Raw genomic sequence first — 17,525 nt, 5'->3', positions numbered from 1 at the left:
TCTTGATTAAACGTTTCATTTTGTATAAGTATTTTTGCTAAAGCTAGTGCAAGTAAGCCATCAGAGCCTGGGTGTATTTGAACATAAACATCTGCTTTAGCAGCCGTTTCCGTGTAAATCGGATCAATTACAATCAGCTTGGCTCCTTTTTGTTGGGCTTGAAAAATAAATTTCATTTGATGGATATTTGTAACAGCAGGATTTGTTCCCCAAAGTACAATAAAATCAGCATTTGCCATTTTTTCAGGACGTGGACTTTCCACCGCACCATACGCTAATTCGATTGCTTGCTTACCAATAGATTCACGGGTGCTTCCTAACGGCTTTGTATGAGGCCCAATACTGTTAAACATAGCTTCTGTTGCATAGTGTAGAAGGGTAGTGTTGCCAGAATATTTATTATAGCCACATGCCAAATTTGAACCATACTCTTTGTATAAATCAATCATTTTTTCGGCAATAATAGTATACGCTTCATCCCAAGATATTCTTTGCCAATTACCTGATCCTCTAGGTATTTGTAGCAGAGGATATTTTAATCTTTTTGGGTTGTAGACATATTGAGTATAAGCGTAACCCTTGGCGCATAATCTACCTTGATTGAATCCGTGAGCTGGATCGCCAGCTACTTTTACTAATTGACCATTATCCGTGTACGAAAGCATTCCACAGCTAGAGAAACAGTTTTTGGGGCATGTATTTCGAAATACTTTTTGGGTCAACATTAACACCTCTATTATTCTATTTACATCTGTAGAGAAGACTTTTTTATCTTTACTAGTAAAAAATCTTTTCTAATAAAGTAAAACTATTACCTATTCAACTGTTTATATATTTCTTAAACGTTTGATTTTTAATGCGGTAGAGATATTTAGTCTAGCATTCATATCGTCTAGTTTAATTTGTAAAATATCTTCAATTTTTTTCATTCGATAACGTAAACTATTACGATGAAGAAATAACGCCTCAGATGCCTTTGATAAATCATATTGGTTGTTTACAATGATTTCTAATGTATGAATTAAATCGCTACTATTTTGTTCATCAAACTCTTTTAAAGCACCCAGAGTTGCATAATAAAACTCTTTTAAGTCTTGTAAATCATGTTTATATAGAATTCTCTCTATCCCAAGATCACTGAAGAAAGGGAGAGAAATATCCATTAGTTCACCAATTTCTAATGCGACTTTTGCTTCATGATAGCTGCGGTATAACTCAGTTGGATTTTCTTTCATTAAACCAATCCCGATAGCTATTCGTTCTCTTACTTTTAGTATATTGGACTGCTTAAGTACATTGGTCAAAAAATGTTTAACCTGTTCATTTGTATTGATAATAATTTGTCTTTGAATCGGAAAAATAATGATAACTTCATCTGTTTTACTCATTGTAATAGGCATATGATTATCAAACAGAATCATTGTATTTACAATTTGCAAGAGACCTTCAATTACCATTTTATCTTTAGAATAATAATCAAAGTCTCTTAATGTCAGAACAATGGCGATATGTGGTATAGTGAAGTTCCAGTTCCAAAGCTTACCACGTGAAATAACATCCTCTTTCTGTTTAATATTTCCATATAATAAATCGAAGATGAAAGTTTCTTTGTATTTTTGCTCAACAAGTATTAATTGCTGTTTATTGTGTAATTCAATGGAACATAAAGAACAAGTATAAGAAATTAAAGGCAGAATTTGCTTGGTGATAGGATCATCAATACTAGTAAGTATGATTAAATACCCTTTTAATTTACCTTCGAAAGTTATCGGTGAGCCTAGGCCTTCCTTAGCTTCTCCATTTATGTGCAAAGAACACGGAAATGCATTTGGATATAGAATCTTATTTTGAAAGTCAAATTGTATACAATCTACTTTGTGATTATGCAATGAAGAAGTAAAAATGTTCTTAAACGTGTCAGTAATTATTACCGATTTATTAACCTTTTTGGCTAATGTCTGGCAAATACCGTTTAAGCCCTTTAATGAAGATAAAAGTAATTCATGAGTGTAGTCAGGTATAGGAAAATTTACCTCCATTTTAAAACTCCTTTCTCTAGTCAAAAATTGAAACTTGCAAAGTATTTGAGAATACCTCTTTGTTCTACGGTACATTATGTGTAAGGTTTTTTAAGGGAACAAATCACAAATGTAGAGCGTGCATAATCAGAACTAGTAAAAATAAGATTGTTCGTTAATTCACAAATCGTTGTTTACTATTCCGAATCAGAATGCATATTTATAAGATATCTAGTGTTTTAATCTGCGAATACAATTATATTATTATAACAAATATGTGATTGTTTGTGAAAATAAAGTTATTTTATATTTCCTTCAAAATGGTACATCATTTTCTCGTGATAATAATACTAGAAATTCTTATTCAAAAAATGAAGTTGTAATAAAAAATCATTGTTTTTGTTTAATTATTTTCATAGATTTATATGGGAAAACGGGTTATAATAGTATAGAAACTTTGTGAATCATTTCACAATACATTAAGCTAAGTTAAAATAAGTGATAAAACGATCGATTTACCAGCATCTAATAAAAAGGAATTTGGTTTGCTTATGAAAACGAAAAAAAATGAAACACAACATAAAAATTCATTGGAAATATATCTTGAGTTATATCGACAAATTGAAAATGAGACAAATCATCAAATTGAGCAGTTTGGATTACTATTGTCACAACGTATTTCTAAAAAAGAAGAATATACAGAAAAGCTCACACAATTAGAAAAAAAAGGTGCTTTAATAAGAAATAATAAAAAGAGTGTTATATCAAACGGTAAAATATCTAGTGCCTGTAAAGCCTGTCAAACTGGAAAAGGGAGTTATACATCTTTTATATCTTTAAAATGTCATAGGGATTGCTATTTTTGCTTTAACAAAAATCAAGATGAATATAGTTTTTATTCTCATCAACTTAAAAACGCCTATCATGAACTGATAGAAATGTATCATAATAACGTTCATTTAACTCATATAGCACTTACAGGTGGAGAACCATTGTTACACCCAAAGGAAACAGTACAGTTTTTCTCGGTAGCAAATGAAAAATTTCCTACAAGTCATACGAGGTTATATACGACTGGTGATTTATTAACCAGACAATTATTGGAAGATTTACAGAGTGTAAATCTAGATGAAATTCGTTTCAGTATTAAATTGGAGGATTCAAAACAAAAACAAAAGCATATTTTAAGTCAAATTGCATTAGCCGTTCAATACATTCCTGAAGTAATGGTCGAAATGCCGGTTATACCTGGCACAGAAGAGGGAATGAAGCAGTTGTTGCTCGATTTAGATGAAATCGAAATTTTTGGTATTAATTTATTGGAATTTTGTTTTCCTTTTCATAATGCAGAATCGTTTGAAGAAAAAGGACTGGTGTTAAAAAATCCGCCTTATGATGTGTATTATAATTTTTGGTATGCTGGTGGGTTAGCGATAGATGAGAGTGAAGCAATTTGTTTAGAACTTATTGATTTTGCTATGGAACAACAATTACAAATGGGAGTTCATTATTGTTCTCTTGAAAATAAATTTACTGGACAAATTTATCAACAAAATCATGATGCTAATTTGGATGAGATGTATTCTTTTTCTACTAGAGATTATTATTTTAAAACAGCAAAAGCATTTGATCGTGACATGAAAAAAGTCATTAAAGCAATGAATCAATTTAACTTTCCCTACCTAATAAACGAGGAATATCAATATGTGCAATTTCCAATCGAGGCTATTCCATATCTGAAAAATAAAAACCTTGATTTTTTAATATCATTTAATGTTGTGGAAAATAGAAATGGAGAACAAGCAATTAGAGAGGTTTATTTAGAGAAAACGAATTCTAATTGTTATTTGAATAGCGAAACATTAGATGTTGTTAATTGAACAAAAAAGGGATGGAAATGGTGAAGACGCATTTAAAAATCGAAGAAGCATTACACATTTTTTATGCAAGGGATTTTTCCTATGATATTTTACGAAGATTCTTCATAGAAGAGCCTTCGCGTGAATTTTTGAAGCATTTAGTAGAACAAAACATAATAGAGCTCTTTCCTTTTAAAGAAGAATCTAAAGCAATTCAAAAGGGTTCAAATCATGTGAAGCGTTATTTTGAAGAGTATAATCCATGTACTAATCTTCAAGACTATGAAGATTTACATTGGGATTATACGAGAATGTTTATAGGACCTTTTGAAGTGCCAGCTCCCCTTTGGGAGTCTGTATATTTCGTAAAGACAAACTCTTGTTTCAAGAAACTACACTAAGGGTGAAAAATTTGTATGATCAGTATAACTTTCAAAGTATTGAAATGATGGAAGCTGACGATCATATTGGATTAGAGTTTGATTTTATGTACCGTTTGAATCAACATTGTATCTAAATATGTGAGATGGTGAGCAATAAGGAATTGATACAAATTAATTCCTTATTACACGAACAATATCACTTTTTACAAGAACATTTAACGAAGTTTGTTCCAGAATTTTCAGAGAGAGTGATACATCATGCTAAATCGAGTTTTTATAAAGGATTAGCGGAAATATTACAAGGATTTATTGAAATGGATCCGATAGTTCTTCAAGAACTTTTGAAGATAGATTTAGTTTGAAAATATTTAGCAGGGCTTTTGTCTTCGGGTTTTTCGGAATTGTCATTCAAGTTATAAGGGCGGCGATGTTTACTGGTTATACTGCTGATGTTCAACTAATAAGAGGTATGACAGCTTCAGAAAAACTTGCATCGTATTCAGAATTCATTGGCATTCGTTGGGTAATAGAAGACCTTGGACTTGCATCATTAGGATATGTAGCTCTTTCTTCAGGTAAGAAAAAGTTAGTTACAATATTATCTATGCAGCATTAATCTTTTTTTATTATTTGAAGGTATGAGTCGGTACGTGTTTTATGTATTAGGTGCCTAATGGAAAAAGAAGGCGGATGTTAATCCTTCTTCTTTTTTATAGAATATATAATATATACATACATATAGGATTTAAAATGAAAAGAGGCATCATGAAATGGGGATTATAGACAAATGGTTAGAAAGTATGGATTATGAATTTGGAGTCTTATCTGATTGCTCTCGGTATAAGAGTCCACGTTCAACCTGTAATAAATGCATAGAAATATGTAAAGTACAGGCGATTGAATTAAAAAATGGCAAATCTGTTATAAATTCCAATAAATGTACGGAATGTGGTGATTGCATCGCTGCTTGTCCCGTACAAGCAATCGAAGGATTCTTTCCAAAAAGAACAATAATCGATCATCAATTTGTTGTCAGAAATCATGCTGTAGCAACGGCAAAAGAATTGCTAGTTTATTATAGTAAAGGGGTTCATGGCATTATTTTTGAAGAGGGTTATGATACTGATGATTGGAAGCAAGCAGTTTCTGATGCAAATAAAATGTTAGAGCAACTAGGAGAAGAGTCTTTTACTATTCAGTACGGTACGGTCGAAGAAAAGGAAAAAATCATTTCTAGAAGAGAATTGTTTACTTTTTGGAAAAAAGAAGCTGAAACAGTCGCTAAAAATATGACACCAGCTAAGTGGCGTTTTAATCAAGAAGCGTTAGATTTATCCAAATATTATTCGGAATTTCAGTTCGCTGAAATAGATTTAAATATCGAGAAGTGTACATTATGTAAAGCTTGTATTGCATTGTGCAAAAAGGACAGTTTGAAAGTAACCGAACAATCCTTTTCCCTCAATCCACAAACTTGTACTGCTTGTTCACTTTGCCAAGATATTTGTCCAGAACAAGCTATTGAAATTCATGAAATAATTCAGCCATCTACCAAAGTAGAACATCCAGTTTATACAAATACATGTGGAAATTGTGGTAAATCATTTCAATCGTTAATTGAAAACGGCGAGGAATGCGTCATGTGTACAAAACAGAAACAATTTTTTATGTAAGAAGGAAAAACTGTCTCTGGTCACTATTAGTTAATTGGTTATAATGTGCAACTGATGACCTAGAGAAAGTCATTATTATTACGAAACAAAAAAGGACACCGTTTTGGTGTCCTTTTTCATCGAAATAATTGAGGCGATAAACTGCTGGCCACATCCAGCATTTCCTTAAAGGAGTGTTCATCGACTTACTCAATTTAGCTCATCGCAAGAGATATAATAACATGTCATATGCATTTACACAACCATTATTAAAAATGGTAAAAGTGAAAAAAGATTTTATTACAGAAGTAATCTGAATAATCATGATTTAGTAAGAAATGTAGTTAGTAGGAAATGGCAAGAAAATAAACTTTTGTTTTATCCACTTTATTATCCATTTATAGTAGGATAATAAAGTATATTGAAATAAGAAAGGAAATACAACATGACTTACAAAATGATAGTATTGGATTTAGATGATACATTGCTACGAGACGATCATTCTATTTCGGAGAGAACTAAGCAAGCTTTAATGGAAGCACAAGAAATGGGCGTGAAAGTTGTACTAGCATCAGGGCGTCCTACATATGGAATGAAGCAGGTAGCTGAAGAACTTTCATTAGCTAAATATGGTAGTTTTATTCTATCGTTTAATGGTGGAAAAATATATAACTGCCAGACTTGGGAAGAAATGTTTAGCAGTACTTTATCCATTGATGAAGTTCAAAAAATCTATCAAATTAGTCGTCGAGAAGGTGTACATTTGATTACTTACTTAGGCGATGAAATTATCACTGAGGATGAAAATCCTTATATTGATATAGAATCTACTATTACAAATTTACCAATTAATAAAGTGGATTGTTTTATTGATGCTGTAAAAGAACCAGTAGTAAAAACATTGATGGTATATGATCCAGAAGTGCTACAACATGTAGAAAAAAAATTACAAGTTGAATTAGAATCAGAATTTAGTGTCATGCGTTCAAAACCATTTTTCTTAGAATTAACAGAAAAAGGTGTAACGAAAGGCACAAGTTTAAATCAGTTAATTAATGTTTGTGGAATAAAGCGCGAAGAGGTTATTGCTATAGGGGATAGTTATAATGATTTGAGTATGATTGAATTCGCTGGGTTAGGAGTTGCGATGGGAAATGCGCCAGAGGATATTAAATCAGTAGCGGACTATGTAACAGATTCTAATATGAATGATGGTGTAGCGAAAGTAGTAGAAGAGTTTGTTTTAAAGAAAGCAGTTTGTGTATAATCTATCGCTATCATTGTTTTTAATTCAAAGGCTATCGATTAACGATAGCCTTTGATTCATTTTATTTCATTTTTGAAAATGCTTTTAATCTTGGAAGAATAGGAACAAGTATTTCATTTGCAATATATTCATAGGTCAATCCAATACAATTTGAGCCATCGAACTCTACAGATCTAGCCTTATCAATATTATTGCAAAAATCAAAGGAAAGAAGGCCACTATCTTCTGTTATCCGCATAAATGTAAAATGTATATTTCGTTCTTTTAAAAAGTGTTCAAATGCTTTTAATAACTCATTTACATTTCTTTGATCTATTGCTGTGAAATTCATGAATATCATCTCCTATACTAGTAATTTAACAAAATGTTACATCGTTTTAAAATAATTTGTATAAGCATTTAACATGCTCAATACTGAGCATGTTATTTCGTAATAATAATTTAAAAAAGTATGAATAAAAATGAAAAATATTTTCAAAGTTTTTATGAAATCTATTCGGTATAAATTGAACGATTGTTCGTAGAGGTCTGTGGTTGTTGGAATAAGCTGGTGTTTAAATGGCTAAATTTTTGTAAACGGTTTCAATTCAAAGAGCTTTTATTACACCTTTTTGAATAGCATTACAAGCGCTTTAAGGTGATTGTTGAATTTTAGTCAAATATTTTTTAGAATTTTAACTTTTTTGACAAAAAATATTCATTAGACACTGAATAGTTCTGAGTACATAATTATAGAGAAAATAACATACATACATAAGTCATTAATTTTGCTTAGAATTAATGGAGAGAGTGTGAAGGTAATAAGATTTACCTAATAGTACATAGGTTTTAAGTTTTGAACTTGATATTCTTAAATAGAATTAGAGTGAGAAAATCAAGCTTTATTTTTCGTGTTGTTAATAATTATATATTTTAATATAATGTATAATATTATTTTGGAATAATAATTTTTGAATCCAAATTAGTGGGGGGAGAGTTACAAGATGAAAAGACAATCAGTTTATGAAACTGCCCTTGAACGAGGTGTTTCAAGAAGAGATTTTCTGAAAATGTGTACTGTCTTAGCGGCAACACTGGGGCTTGATTATTCAAAAACAGATCAAGTAGTTGCAGCAATGAAGAAAAATTCTAGAGTGCCAGTTATTTGGTTACAGCTACAAGACTGTACAGGCTGTTCAGAATCATTCATCCGTTCTACGCATCCAACAGCAGAAAGCGTTTTATTCGACATGATTTCATTAGAATATACAGAAGTACTTTCTGCAGCATCTGGCTTCCAAGTTGAAGCTGCAATGGAGGCAGTCTTAGAGAATTATAAAGGGGAATATATCCTAGCAGTTGAGGGTAGCGTGCCAGGAAAAGGTGAGTTTACTACTGTAGCAGGACATAATGCTAAAGATACCTTTGTAAAAATGGCTGAAAGTGCAAAAGCTGTTATTGCATATGGTAGCTGTTCTTCATGGGGAGGAATTCCAGCTGCTGGACCAAATCCAACTGGAGCTAAACCGGTAACAGATTTTGTTAAAAATGTACCAACTATTTTAGTACCAGGTTGTCCTCCAATTGCTGAGGTTATGACAGGTGTTATTGCACATATTATTACTTTTGGTTCTCTACCTGAGTTAGATCACCTCGGTCGACCAAAAGCGTTTTATCGTCATAGAATTCATGACAAATGTAATAGAAGAGCTTATTTTGATGCAGGTCTTTTTGTTGAATCCTTTGATGATGAAGGAGCAAAACAAGGATACTGCTTATACAAAGTAGGTTGTAAAGGTCCTACAACATATAATTCATGTGCAGAAATGCGTTGGAATGGTGGTACTAGTTATCCAATTCAATCTGGTAATCCTTGTATTGGTTGTTCTGAAGCTAATTTCTGGGATAATGGTCCATTCTTTACTCGTAGAGCGAAAATACCAGCAACACAAACAACAATTAATCCTGATGTAGTTGGATTAGCAGCAGTTGGCGCTACAGTAGCTGGTGTTGCAGTTCATGGTGCAGCTACAGCAGTTAAGAAGAATATCGATGACAAACGAGGTGAAGAATAATGGCTGAACGCTTAGTAGTAGACCCAATTACACGTATTGAAGGACATCTTCGCATTGAAGCGGATGTTGATGATAAAGGAATGATTAAAGATGCTTTTAGCTCTGGTACTGCAGTTAGGGGACTGGAATTAATAGTAAAAGATAGAGATCCACGTGATGTGTGGGCGTATGTTCAACGTATTTGTGGCGTTTGTACATCGGTTCATGCGTTAGCATCTATTCGTGCGGTGGAAGATGCTCTTGATATTAAAATACCAAGAAATGCTCATTTAATCCGTAATATTTTAAATGAAGTGTTATTTTTGCATGACCATGTTGTGCATTTCTATCACTTACATGCACTAGATTGGGTAGATGTAGTAAATGCACTAGAGGCAGATCCAAATGAAACATCTAAAATCGCTCAATCTATCTCAGCATGGCCAAAATCTTCACCAGGGTATTTTAAAGGTGTTCAAGATAAAGTGAAGAAGCTAGTAGATAGTGGTCAATTGGGGATTTTTGCAAATGGATACTGGGGACATAAAGCATATAAATTGCCACCAGCAGTAAATTTATTAGCAGTTGCCCATTATTTAGAAGCTTTAGATTGGCAAAAAGAAGTTGTAAAAATTCAAACAATATTAGGTGGGAAAAACCCACATCCGCATTATTTAGTTGGTGGAATGGCTACACCTATTGATATTAATAGTGATAATGGAATTCATGCAGAAAGATTAATGCATGTGTCTCAATTAATTGACGAAGCTCATCAATTTGTAAATCAAGTATACTATCCGGATTTAATTGCAATCGGTTCTTATTATAAAGATTTCACTTATGGTGGCGGTATTCAGAACTATTTAGCTTATGGTGATTTTGCTACTGGAGATCATTATGATATCGACACATATCGATTCCCACGTGGTGTTATCTTAAATGGTGATCTAACAAAGGTTCATAAACTTGATTTAAAAGATGCTGCTCAAGTTCAAGAATTTATTGATAAATCATGGTATGAGTATGATGGCGTAAAAGAAAATGAAGGATTACATCCATGGGAAGGGCAAACGAACCTTAAATATTCTGGTCCGGAAATTCCGTTTAAAAATCTGAATACAGATGAGAAATATAGCTGGATTAAATCACCTCGTTGGAAAGGTGAACCAATGGAAACAGGTCCTTTAGCTCGTATGATGGTTGGTTATGCGTCAGGAAATGAAGACATCAAAAACGCAGTGGACAGTACACTCAAGAAATTAGATTTACCTATTTCAGCTTTACATTCTGCACTTGGACGTACAGTGGCTCGTGGTATTGAAGCAACTTTAATTGCTGATTGGCTTCGACATGATATGGATGAGTTACTAAACAACATTAAGAGCGGAAATCAAGTAACCTTCAATAGTGCGAAGTGGGAACCGTCTACATGGGATAAAAAAGCCAAAGGTGTAGGTTGGACTGAAGCACCTCGTGGAGGTTTAGGACATTGGATACAAATTGAAGATGGAAAAACGAAGAACTACCAAGCAGTTGTTCCATCTACTTGGACTGCATCACCTCGTGATTCGAAAGGAAAAATTGGAGCTTATGAAGCAGCTTTAATTGGTACACCTTTATTAGACAAAGAACAGCCATTAGAGCTTTTACGTATCATTCATTCTTTTGATCCATGCTTAGCATGTGCGGTTCATTTAACTGATTTAGAATCTAACGCCCAAACGGAAATCCGCATCGGATAAGGGGGAAGACCTATGTCAAATCAACATGCAAACCATCATGAGTCATTGGAAACGAATTATAAAACGAATCGTGTAACGAAAGTTCAAGAGATTAATGAGAAATCGGTAAAGATTTATGTTTGGCAATTGCCTATTCGTATTTTCCATTGGTTAAATGCTGGTGCGATTGTATTATTAATGCTTACTGGTATATACATTGGTAATCCTATGTTTGGAGCCATTATACCTGGAGATGCTACTCCATCTTATTTGATGGGATGGGCTAGATATATTCACTTTTTTGCTGCCTTTGTCTTTACAGCAAACTTATTGTTCCGTTGGTATTGGTTTTATAAAGGAAATAAGTATTCAGCTTCAAGTATATTCCGAAAAATATTTTGGAAAGAGCTATGGGAAACAATTAAATTTTACGTATTCATGAAAAATAAAAAACCTCATTATGTTGGTCACAATCCACTTGCACAGTTAGCATATTGGATTATGATTGGTGGAGGATCCATTATTATGGTGTTAACTGGATACTTTTTGTATTTTGAACCTCAACCTGAATCATTTATGGGTGGCATGTTCATGTGGTTAACTTATATTTTTGGTGATAGCTTTACAATTCGTTCTTGGCATCATATTGTAGCTTGGTTATTTATGGTGTTCATGGTAGCTCATATTTATTTATCTTGGCGTGAAGATTATTTACAACGTAATGGCACAATGTCTTCCATTATTACTGGATATAAAACTGAACCAAAAGATACAGTAGGAAATCACAGTCAGCCAAAAGCAAAAAAGAAAAAGAAATAAACATTAAATAAAATAAAAATGTGAAAAATAATCAGTGATGGTTTTCTGCAAGCATGGTATACACTCGTTAACATTGATCAATGAGTATACCTCATTTTGTAGCTAAATCATCACTGATTCTACATTGACTGATAATACATAAATACTTGCTTTACTTAAAAATTTTGCTTCAAAAAATAAGGAAGAAAGATTTCGTTGGTGATCTAAATGGAAAATAAGCAAATTACAATTCTTGGTATAGGTAACACTCTGTATAGCGATGAAGGAATTGGAGTCCATATTGTTCCTATGCTAGAAGAAATATTTCAAGATAATCCGAATGTTGAGGTCATTGATGGATCAACAGACGGAATGAAGTTATTAGGACCCGTTGAAGATACAGATTATTTAATAATTATTGATGCCATAAATGCTGGCAAAGAGGGCGGAACAATCATCACACTTGTAGGTGACGAAATACCTGCCTATTTTGGTATTAAAATGACGGTTCACCAATTAGGATTTCAAGAAGTACTTATGGCTGCTAAGTTAAGGGAAAGATATCCGAAAAATATTGTTATGATAGGTATGCAGCCAACATCCTTAGATCTTCATGTTGGCCTTACAGAAACTAACAGCAATAAAATCCCTGAATTGATTTCTCATATTAAAAAACAAGTTGAAGATTGGAATTGATTAACTATGAAGCGTTCAGCATTCTTGAAAGAACTAAAGACTTCATTATTTGATACAGTAAAATATGTTTATGAACCGTTTTTAGAAGACGATATAAAAAAAATAAAAAAATCAACGGATCGACTATTGAATATAGAGTGGATTCACATCGCTAAGAATGCAGCTGAACTAATGGATTATCAACAAATGATGATACTTAAAAAACCATTCTTTTTTGTTCGAGTGAATGGGAAAATGAGGGCGTTTAGTGGGATATGTCCAACTTGTAGTAACCTGCTAAATGTTTCAAGTATGCAAAAAACTTGTAAATGCTTAATGTGTGAAAAAACGGTTCACTTTCATAAAAATGAGGAAGAAGATGAATGGTTTTTATCAGAACACTCTTTAAAAGAGGAAGAAGACGGAATTTATATCGGAATTAAGCGAACATAATTCCATATAAAGGAGACGAATTTTTTATACTATAGATTTTACTTATGAATGAAGGTGCGTACCATGCATGAAATGGCTTTAATGGGAGATATATTAAATATCATAAAAGAGGATGCTGAAAAGAAAGAAATCAATACCATTAAAAAAATAGAGTTAGTGGTAGGAGAATTAAGTAATGCCATGCCTGATGCCTTAACTATGGCATTTGAAATATATAAAGAACAAAATCCTTTATTCATTTCTCAAAGTGCAAAACTTCTTATTCAATTGGAGGAATCAAAAGCGGAATGTGTATTTTGCAATACCACTTATAAACCTGATTTGAAAATATCGATTTGCCCTAATTGCAATATGCCTTCTGGGAAATTAATAGCTGGTGAAACATTTCAAGTAATATCATATGAAGGAGATAAGAATCAATGAAAGTAACTTTAAATACAAACGTACTAACCAATAATAATATGGCGGCAAACTTTAATAGAGATTTGTTTAACTCCTCTAAAACTCTTGTGATTAATATAATGAGTTCACCAGGTGCTGGGAAAACGACTCTATTAGAAGAAACGGTTAAAGCGTTATCAAGTCGTTATCGAATTGGTGTAATTGAAGGTGACTTAGCGACTGATCGCGATGCGGATCGTATTAGAGCTTTAGGAGCTAAAGCGATTCAAATAAATACACATGGTGGATGCCATCTTGATGCCAGAATGATTGCTGCGACTTTACCTGAATTCGATCTTGAACAAATCGATATTCTGTTCATTGAAAATGTAGGAAATTTGGTTTGTCCATCAGGATATGATTTAGGACAAAATCATAAAGTAGCTGTATTAAGTGTTCCTGAAGGAAACGATAAAATACCTAAATATCCACAAATGTTTATGAGAACAGAGTTAGTACTATTAAATAAAGTAGATTTACTTCCTTATTTAGATTTCGATGTTGAAACAGCAAAGCAGGATTTATTAGCAATTAACCCTGAATCCAAATTAATTACACTTTCAGCTAGAACAAAAGATGGATTAGATGATTGGTTTGCTTGGATTGATCAAGCATATGACGTATGTGTGAAACAATAAAGGTTTCGATTGTAGGAAGAGTTCAAGGCGTCGGTTTTCGACCTTTTGTTTTTCAACTAGCTGAAAAATTACATTTAAAAGGTACCGTTCAGAATAATATGGATGGTGTAGAGATTTATATTGAAGGAAACAGTGCAGATGTTAAAGAGTTTTTAACGGAAGTTAAAGAAAAGGCTCCTAGACTTTCAAGAATTGATGAAGTGACTTTTTCCTCTACAAAATGTAGAGGTTTTAGTGATTTTTCCATTATTCCAAGTAAAAGAGAAGGTGCTTCAAAATTAGTTATTCCGATAGATTCTGCCGTATGTTCAGAATGCCTTACTGAAATGAATGATCCTTTAAATTTTAGATATCGGTATCCATTTATCAATTGTACACAGTGTGGACCAAGATATACGATCATTGACGAACTGCCTTATGATAGACCATATACTTCAATGGCTTCATTTGATTTCTGTGATGCTTGTGAAAAGGAATATAATGATCCTTTAAACCGAAGACATCATGCCCAACCCATTGCTTGTCCTGAATGTGGGCCGCAAGTTTTTCTTTTTTCAAAAGAGGGGAAAGTCATTGAAAGTCAAGTCTTATCGCGAACGATTGAGTTACTTGAGCAGGGGAAAATTATAGCAGTAAAAGGTATCGGGGGATATCATCTTTGTTGTAATGCAAGAGATGAGCAGGCTGTTGAAAGATTAAGGCAACGAAAAAATCGTCCAAATCGGCCATTAGCTGTTATGAGCTCATCTCTTAGTGAAATTTTGAAGTTTGCATCGATAACTTCAGAGGAACAGACTTTGCTCGAAAGTCCAGAAGCTCCAATTGTCGTATTGAAAAAAAATCATACGTATAATTTAGCGGCTGGAGTAGCTCCAAACATGACAACGGTAGGGGTTATGTTGCCTTATACGCCTTTGCATCATTTGATCATGCAAGGTGGAAAAATAAAGACACTTGTCATGACAAGTGCGAATCCTTCTGGCCATCCAATCATTTATAAGGATGAAGAGTGTAAGCGATTCTTAGGGGATATTGCAGATTATTATCTGATTCATAATCGTGAAATATTGCACCCAGTGGATGATTCGGTAATACAAGTAGCAGATGGCTTTACTGACTTTTTCAGAAGATCGCGAGGATATGTTCCTGATCCATTGAACGTTAAGAATGATGTTGATGGAATTATTGCATTTGGTGGTCAGCAAAAATCAACCTTTTCAATTGGAAGAAATCATCAAGTTTTTATTGGCCCACATATTGGTGATTTAGAAAATGAAGAAACGATACAGCATTATCAAAAAGAACTAGAGCATTTACTGAAATGGATTGATCCACCGAAGAGAACAGCAGTTGTTGATTATCATCCGGGGTATCAAAATCGTCATATTATGCAGGAATATCAATTTAAGGAAATAATTGAAGTTCAACATCATCACGCACATATGGTATCATGCATGGCAGAGAATGAAATAGATCGTCCAGCCTATGGCATCATTCTTGATGGTACAGGTTATGGATTAGATGGTCATATTTGGGGTTTTGAAATTATGTACGGTGACGCTAAAAGGTTTGATCGTTTAGCACATCTTATGTACTCACCATTACCAGGTGTTGAAAAATGTATCGTTGAGCCATGGAGAAATGCGGCTGCGATGTTGCTTGCTATACTTGGTGAACGAGGGATAGAAGCTGCGTCACGTATATTTCCACAATATAAATCTGCCATTCCAGTATTAGAAGCGATGATTCGAAATAATATGAATACTGTGTACGCAGGTACTTGCGGTAGATTATTTGATGCCGTTTCGGCATTAATAGGAGTATGTGAAAAGTCAAGCTATGATGGGGAAGCGGCTATACTATTATCTGAATTAGCTGATATAAATCTACAATCTAATGCGTATTCTTTCGATATTCATAAGGAAGACGAACAATGGATTATCGATTTTTCTAAAATGATTATAGAGATTTATAAAGATGTCCTAAATGAAAAAAATGTAAAGGAAATAAGTAACTCTTTTCATGAAACAATCGTTCAGGCCATTGTAGCAAGCTTAAATAAAATCCAAAGGGAAAATCCTAAGTTCAATAAAACAGTCGTACTTTCTGGTGGGAGTATGCATAATCGATATATAAAACGTAAATTAATAGATTCATTATCAGCCCATGGACTTACAGTATATACTCATAAACAAATTCCATGTAATGATGGTGGATTATCATATGGACAATTAATTGTAGCATCAGCATTAAGGGAGGAATAAAAATGTGTGTTGGCGTACCCGCTAAAGTAATAGAATTACACGAATATAGTGCAGTTGTTGACGTTATGGGGTCACAAACAACTGTAGGGATTATTTTTGTGCCAGAAGTCAAGCTAGGAGAATATGTGATTGTTCATGCTGGACAAGCCATGTCGATAATTGATGAAGAATATGCGAGAGAAAGTGTTGAAGAATGGAGGAAGCTTGTTGATGCTAGAAATACTGAATCAGTCCTCTGAGCAACAATTATGTAAAGACTTACTTCAAGCTGTCATTGAAAAAGCAGATAAATTTATCGAAGTAAATGGCCGAATGCCAGCTTTTATGGAAGTGTGTGGTTCACATACAATGGCATTAGCTAAATCAGGTGTAAAACAAGCTTTAAAAGATCGAGTAAACTTAATCTCTGGACCAGGATGCCCGGTTTGTGTAACAGATCAGCAATCAATCGATGCTATGATTTCTTTATCAGGTGAAGATAATCGTATTATTTGCACATTTGGGGACATGATGCGCGTACCTGGCTCTTTTAAATCTTTAATGGAAGAAAAAACAGCTGGTAAGGATATTCGAACGTTATATTCTCCAACTGATGCGATTAAAGTAGCAGAAGAAAACCCAGATAAAGAAGTTATTTTCCTAGGTATCGGTTTTGAAACAACGATTCCCATTTTATCAATTCTCGTTGCTGAAGCGGAAAAACGGCAATTAAAGAATTTTTCACTTTGGATGACAACGAAATTGGTTGAACCCATTTTAAGATATTTATTGGATTCTGGAGAGGTCCATTTAGATGGTTTCTTATTACCCGGACATGTTTCAATTGTCTTAGGTGAAGATGCTTATCGCTTCTTACCAGCTGAATATAATATTTCAGGAGTTATTTCTGGTTTTGAAACAGCGGAATTATTGAGCGGTATATATAAACTTATCGATTTATCTTTGCAAAAAGAGGCAAAAATTATTAATGATCATCCTTCGATTGTAACGAAAGAAGGAAATAAAGTCGCTCAGAAAATGATGGCTACTTACTTTACCGAAACGAACGAAGCTTGGCGTGGTATTGGAATGATTCCAGATAGCGGTTTAGATTTGAAACCGGAATTTGATCAATTTAATGCTAAGAAAAAGTATCATGTCACTTTGGAAGAGCCAAGAAAAACAAAATGTCGTTGTGGTGAAATTATCAGAGGATTAATTTCTCCGGAACAATGTCCACTCTTTGGAAAAGCATGTACTCCTAGAAAACCGATTGGTCCGTGCATGGTGTCTGATGAAGGAAGCTGTTCGGCATATTATCAATATATTCGATAGAAAATGGAA

At 33.5% G+C, this 17,525-nt stretch carries 18 protein-coding genes and 1 pseudogene; 16 read left to right on the top strand and 3 right to left on the bottom strand.

Annotated elements, in window-relative coordinates:
• Positions 1–725 (bottom strand): molybdopterin-dependent oxidoreductase (locus BN349_RS07755; protein WP_019241719.1); only part of this gene is annotated, 725 nt, incomplete at its 3' end.
• Between the two features lie 102 nt (positions 726–827).
• Positions 828–2,039 (bottom strand): PucR family transcriptional regulator, encoded by a 1,212-nt coding sequence (locus tag BN349_RS07750; protein ID WP_019241718.1) that lies wholly within the window; start codon positions 2,037–2,039, stop codon positions 828–830.
• 530 nt (positions 2,040–2,569) lie between these two features.
• On the opposite strand from BN349_RS07750, the gene BN349_RS07745 reads away from it, so the two are divergent.
• From BN349_RS07745 to BN349_RS07725, 6 genes and pseudogenes are all read left to right on the top strand, one after another.
• Positions 2,570–3,898 (top strand): radical SAM protein, encoded by a 1,329-nt coding sequence (locus BN349_RS07745; RefSeq protein WP_019241717.1) that lies wholly within the window; start codon positions 2,570–2,572, stop codon positions 3,896–3,898.
• Between the two features lie 11 nt (positions 3,899–3,909).
• Positions 3,910–4,394: pseudogene (locus tag BN349_RS25300) on the top strand (TorD/DmsD family molecular chaperone).
• Between the two features lie 27 nt (positions 4,395–4,421).
• Positions 4,422–4,622: a hypothetical protein gene (locus BN349_RS25290; protein WP_081591198.1), complete on the top strand. Its 201-nt coding sequence runs from the start codon at positions 4,422–4,424 to the stop codon at positions 4,620–4,622.
• Positions 4,619–4,876 (top strand): hypothetical protein, encoded by a 258-nt coding sequence (locus BN349_RS23615; protein WP_026089226.1) that lies wholly within the window; start codon positions 4,619–4,621, stop codon positions 4,874–4,876. The genes BN349_RS25290 and BN349_RS23615 overlap by 4 nt, the downstream gene beginning before the upstream one ends.
• A 154-nt stretch (positions 4,877–5,030) precedes the next feature.
• The gene (locus tag BN349_RS07730; RefSeq protein ID WP_019241714.1) at positions 5,031–5,933 is read left to right on the top strand and encodes a 4Fe-4S dicluster domain-containing protein; all 903 of its coding nucleotides are present in this window, start codon (positions 5,031–5,033) and stop codon (positions 5,931–5,933) included.
• Positions 5,934–6,357: 424 nt separating this feature from the next.
• On the top strand, positions 6,358–7,179 hold the full coding sequence (locus BN349_RS07725) for a Cof-type HAD-IIB family hydrolase (RefSeq protein WP_019241713.1): 822 nt from the start codon (positions 6,358–6,360) through the stop codon (positions 7,177–7,179).
• Between the two features lie 61 nt (positions 7,180–7,240).
• Here BN349_RS07725 and BN349_RS07720 read toward each other — a convergent pair whose 3' ends face one another.
• Entirely contained in the window at positions 7,241–7,510 is a 270-nt protein-coding gene (locus BN349_RS07720) for a hypothetical protein (protein WP_019241712.1), read from the bottom strand.
• 652 nt (positions 7,511–8,162) lie between these two features.
• Between BN349_RS07720 and BN349_RS07715 the strand changes: the two genes are divergently transcribed.
• From BN349_RS07715 to hypD, 10 genes are all read left to right on the top strand, one after another.
• On the top strand, positions 8,163–9,233 hold the full coding sequence (locus BN349_RS07715) for a hydrogenase small subunit (protein WP_019241711.1): 1,071 nt from the start codon (positions 8,163–8,165) through the stop codon (positions 9,231–9,233).
• Positions 9,233–10,954, top strand: a complete 1,722-nt coding sequence (locus tag BN349_RS07710; protein WP_019241710.1) for a nickel-dependent hydrogenase large subunit — start codon at positions 9,233–9,235, stop codon at positions 10,952–10,954. Before BN349_RS07715 ends, BN349_RS07710 begins: the two co-directional genes overlap by 1 nt.
• Positions 10,955–10,966: 12 nt before the next feature.
• On the top strand, positions 10,967–11,752 hold the full coding sequence (cybH, locus tag BN349_RS07705) for a Ni/Fe-hydrogenase, b-type cytochrome subunit (protein ID WP_019241709.1): 786 nt from the start codon (positions 10,967–10,969) through the stop codon (positions 11,750–11,752).
• Between the two features lie 207 nt (positions 11,753–11,959).
• Entirely contained in the window at positions 11,960–12,427 is a 468-nt protein-coding gene (locus BN349_RS07700) for a HyaD/HybD family hydrogenase maturation endopeptidase (RefSeq protein ID WP_019241708.1), read from the top strand.
• A gap of 6 nt (positions 12,428–12,433) precedes the next feature.
• Positions 12,434–12,859: a hypothetical protein gene (locus BN349_RS07695; protein WP_019241707.1), complete on the top strand. Its 426-nt coding sequence runs from the start codon at positions 12,434–12,436 to the stop codon at positions 12,857–12,859.
• A gap of 63 nt (positions 12,860–12,922) precedes the next feature.
• Entirely contained in the window at positions 12,923–13,282 is a 360-nt protein-coding gene (locus tag BN349_RS07690) for a hydrogenase maturation nickel metallochaperone HypA/HybF (RefSeq protein WP_019241706.1), read from the top strand.
• Complete coding sequence (hypB, locus tag BN349_RS07685; RefSeq protein WP_019241705.1) at positions 13,279–13,938, top strand: hydrogenase nickel incorporation protein HypB; 660 nt, start codon at positions 13,279–13,281, stop codon at positions 13,936–13,938. The genes BN349_RS07690 and hypB overlap by 4 nt, the downstream gene beginning before the upstream one ends.
• Entirely contained in the window at positions 13,923–16,202 is a 2,280-nt protein-coding gene (gene hypF / locus BN349_RS07680) for a carbamoyltransferase HypF (protein ID WP_019241704.1), read from the top strand. Before hypB ends, hypF begins: the two co-directional genes overlap by 16 nt.
• Positions 16,203–16,204: 2 nt before the next feature.
• Positions 16,205–16,441: a HypC/HybG/HupF family hydrogenase formation chaperone gene (locus tag BN349_RS07675; RefSeq protein WP_019241703.1), complete on the top strand. Its 237-nt coding sequence runs from the start codon at positions 16,205–16,207 to the stop codon at positions 16,439–16,441.
• Positions 16,413–17,516: a hydrogenase formation protein HypD gene (gene hypD / locus BN349_RS07670; protein WP_019241702.1), complete on the top strand. Its 1,104-nt coding sequence runs from the start codon at positions 16,413–16,415 to the stop codon at positions 17,514–17,516. Before BN349_RS07675 ends, hypD begins: the two co-directional genes overlap by 29 nt.
• Positions 17,517–17,525: the final 9 nt, after the last annotated feature.

It is taken from the genome of Bacillus sp. AP8, from assembly GCF_000321185.1.
GTDB classification, from domain to species: Bacteria; Bacillota; Bacilli; order Bacillales; family DSM-1321; genus Bacillus_AD; species Bacillus_AD massilioanorexius.
This window is presented reverse-complemented; position numbering and strand designations above follow the sequence as displayed.

What these genes read in the sequence shown, in the direction of transcription:
- BN349_RS07745 (WP_019241717.1), top strand. Translation starts at nt 2,570, where the DNA reads ATGAAAACGAAAAAAAATGAAACACAACATAAAAATTCATTGGAAATA.
- BN349_RS07725 (WP_019241713.1), top strand. Translation starts at nt 6,358, where the DNA reads ATGACTTACAAAATGATAGTATTGGATTTAGATGATACATTGCTACGA.
- BN349_RS07675 (WP_019241703.1), top strand. Translation starts at nt 16,205, where the DNA reads ATGTGTGTTGGCGTACCCGCTAAAGTAATAGAATTACACGAATATAGT.
- BN349_RS07715 (WP_019241711.1), top strand. Translation starts at nt 8,163, where the DNA reads ATGAAAAGACAATCAGTTTATGAAACTGCCCTTGAACGAGGTGTTTCA.
- hypF (WP_019241704.1), top strand. Translation starts at nt 13,923, where the DNA reads ATGTGTGAAACAATAAAGGTTTCGATTGTAGGAAGAGTTCAAGGCGTC.
- BN349_RS07700 (WP_019241708.1), top strand. Translation starts at nt 11,960, where the DNA reads ATGGAAAATAAGCAAATTACAATTCTTGGTATAGGTAACACTCTGTAT.
- BN349_RS07750 (WP_019241718.1), bottom strand. Translation starts at nt 2,039, where the DNA reads ATGGAGGTAAATTTTCCTATACCTGACTACACTCATGAATTACTTTTA.
- hypB (WP_019241705.1), top strand. Translation starts at nt 13,279, where the DNA reads ATGAAAGTAACTTTAAATACAAACGTACTAACCAATAATAATATGGCG.
- BN349_RS07695 (WP_019241707.1), top strand. Translation starts at nt 12,434, where the DNA reads ATGAAGCGTTCAGCATTCTTGAAAGAACTAAAGACTTCATTATTTGAT.
- BN349_RS07710 (WP_019241710.1), top strand. Translation starts at nt 9,233, where the DNA reads ATGGCTGAACGCTTAGTAGTAGACCCAATTACACGTATTGAAGGACAT.
- BN349_RS07690 (WP_019241706.1), top strand. Translation starts at nt 12,923, where the DNA reads ATGCATGAAATGGCTTTAATGGGAGATATATTAAATATCATAAAAGAG.
- BN349_RS07730 (WP_019241714.1), top strand. Translation starts at nt 5,031, where the DNA reads ATGGGGATTATAGACAAATGGTTAGAAAGTATGGATTATGAATTTGGA.
- BN349_RS07720 (WP_019241712.1), bottom strand. Translation starts at nt 7,510, where the DNA reads ATGAATTTCACAGCAATAGATCAAAGAAATGTAAATGAGTTATTAAAA.
- cybH (WP_019241709.1), top strand. Translation starts at nt 10,967, where the DNA reads ATGTCAAATCAACATGCAAACCATCATGAGTCATTGGAAACGAATTAT.
- hypD (WP_019241702.1), top strand. Translation starts at nt 16,413, where the DNA reads ATGCTAGAAATACTGAATCAGTCCTCTGAGCAACAATTATGTAAAGAC.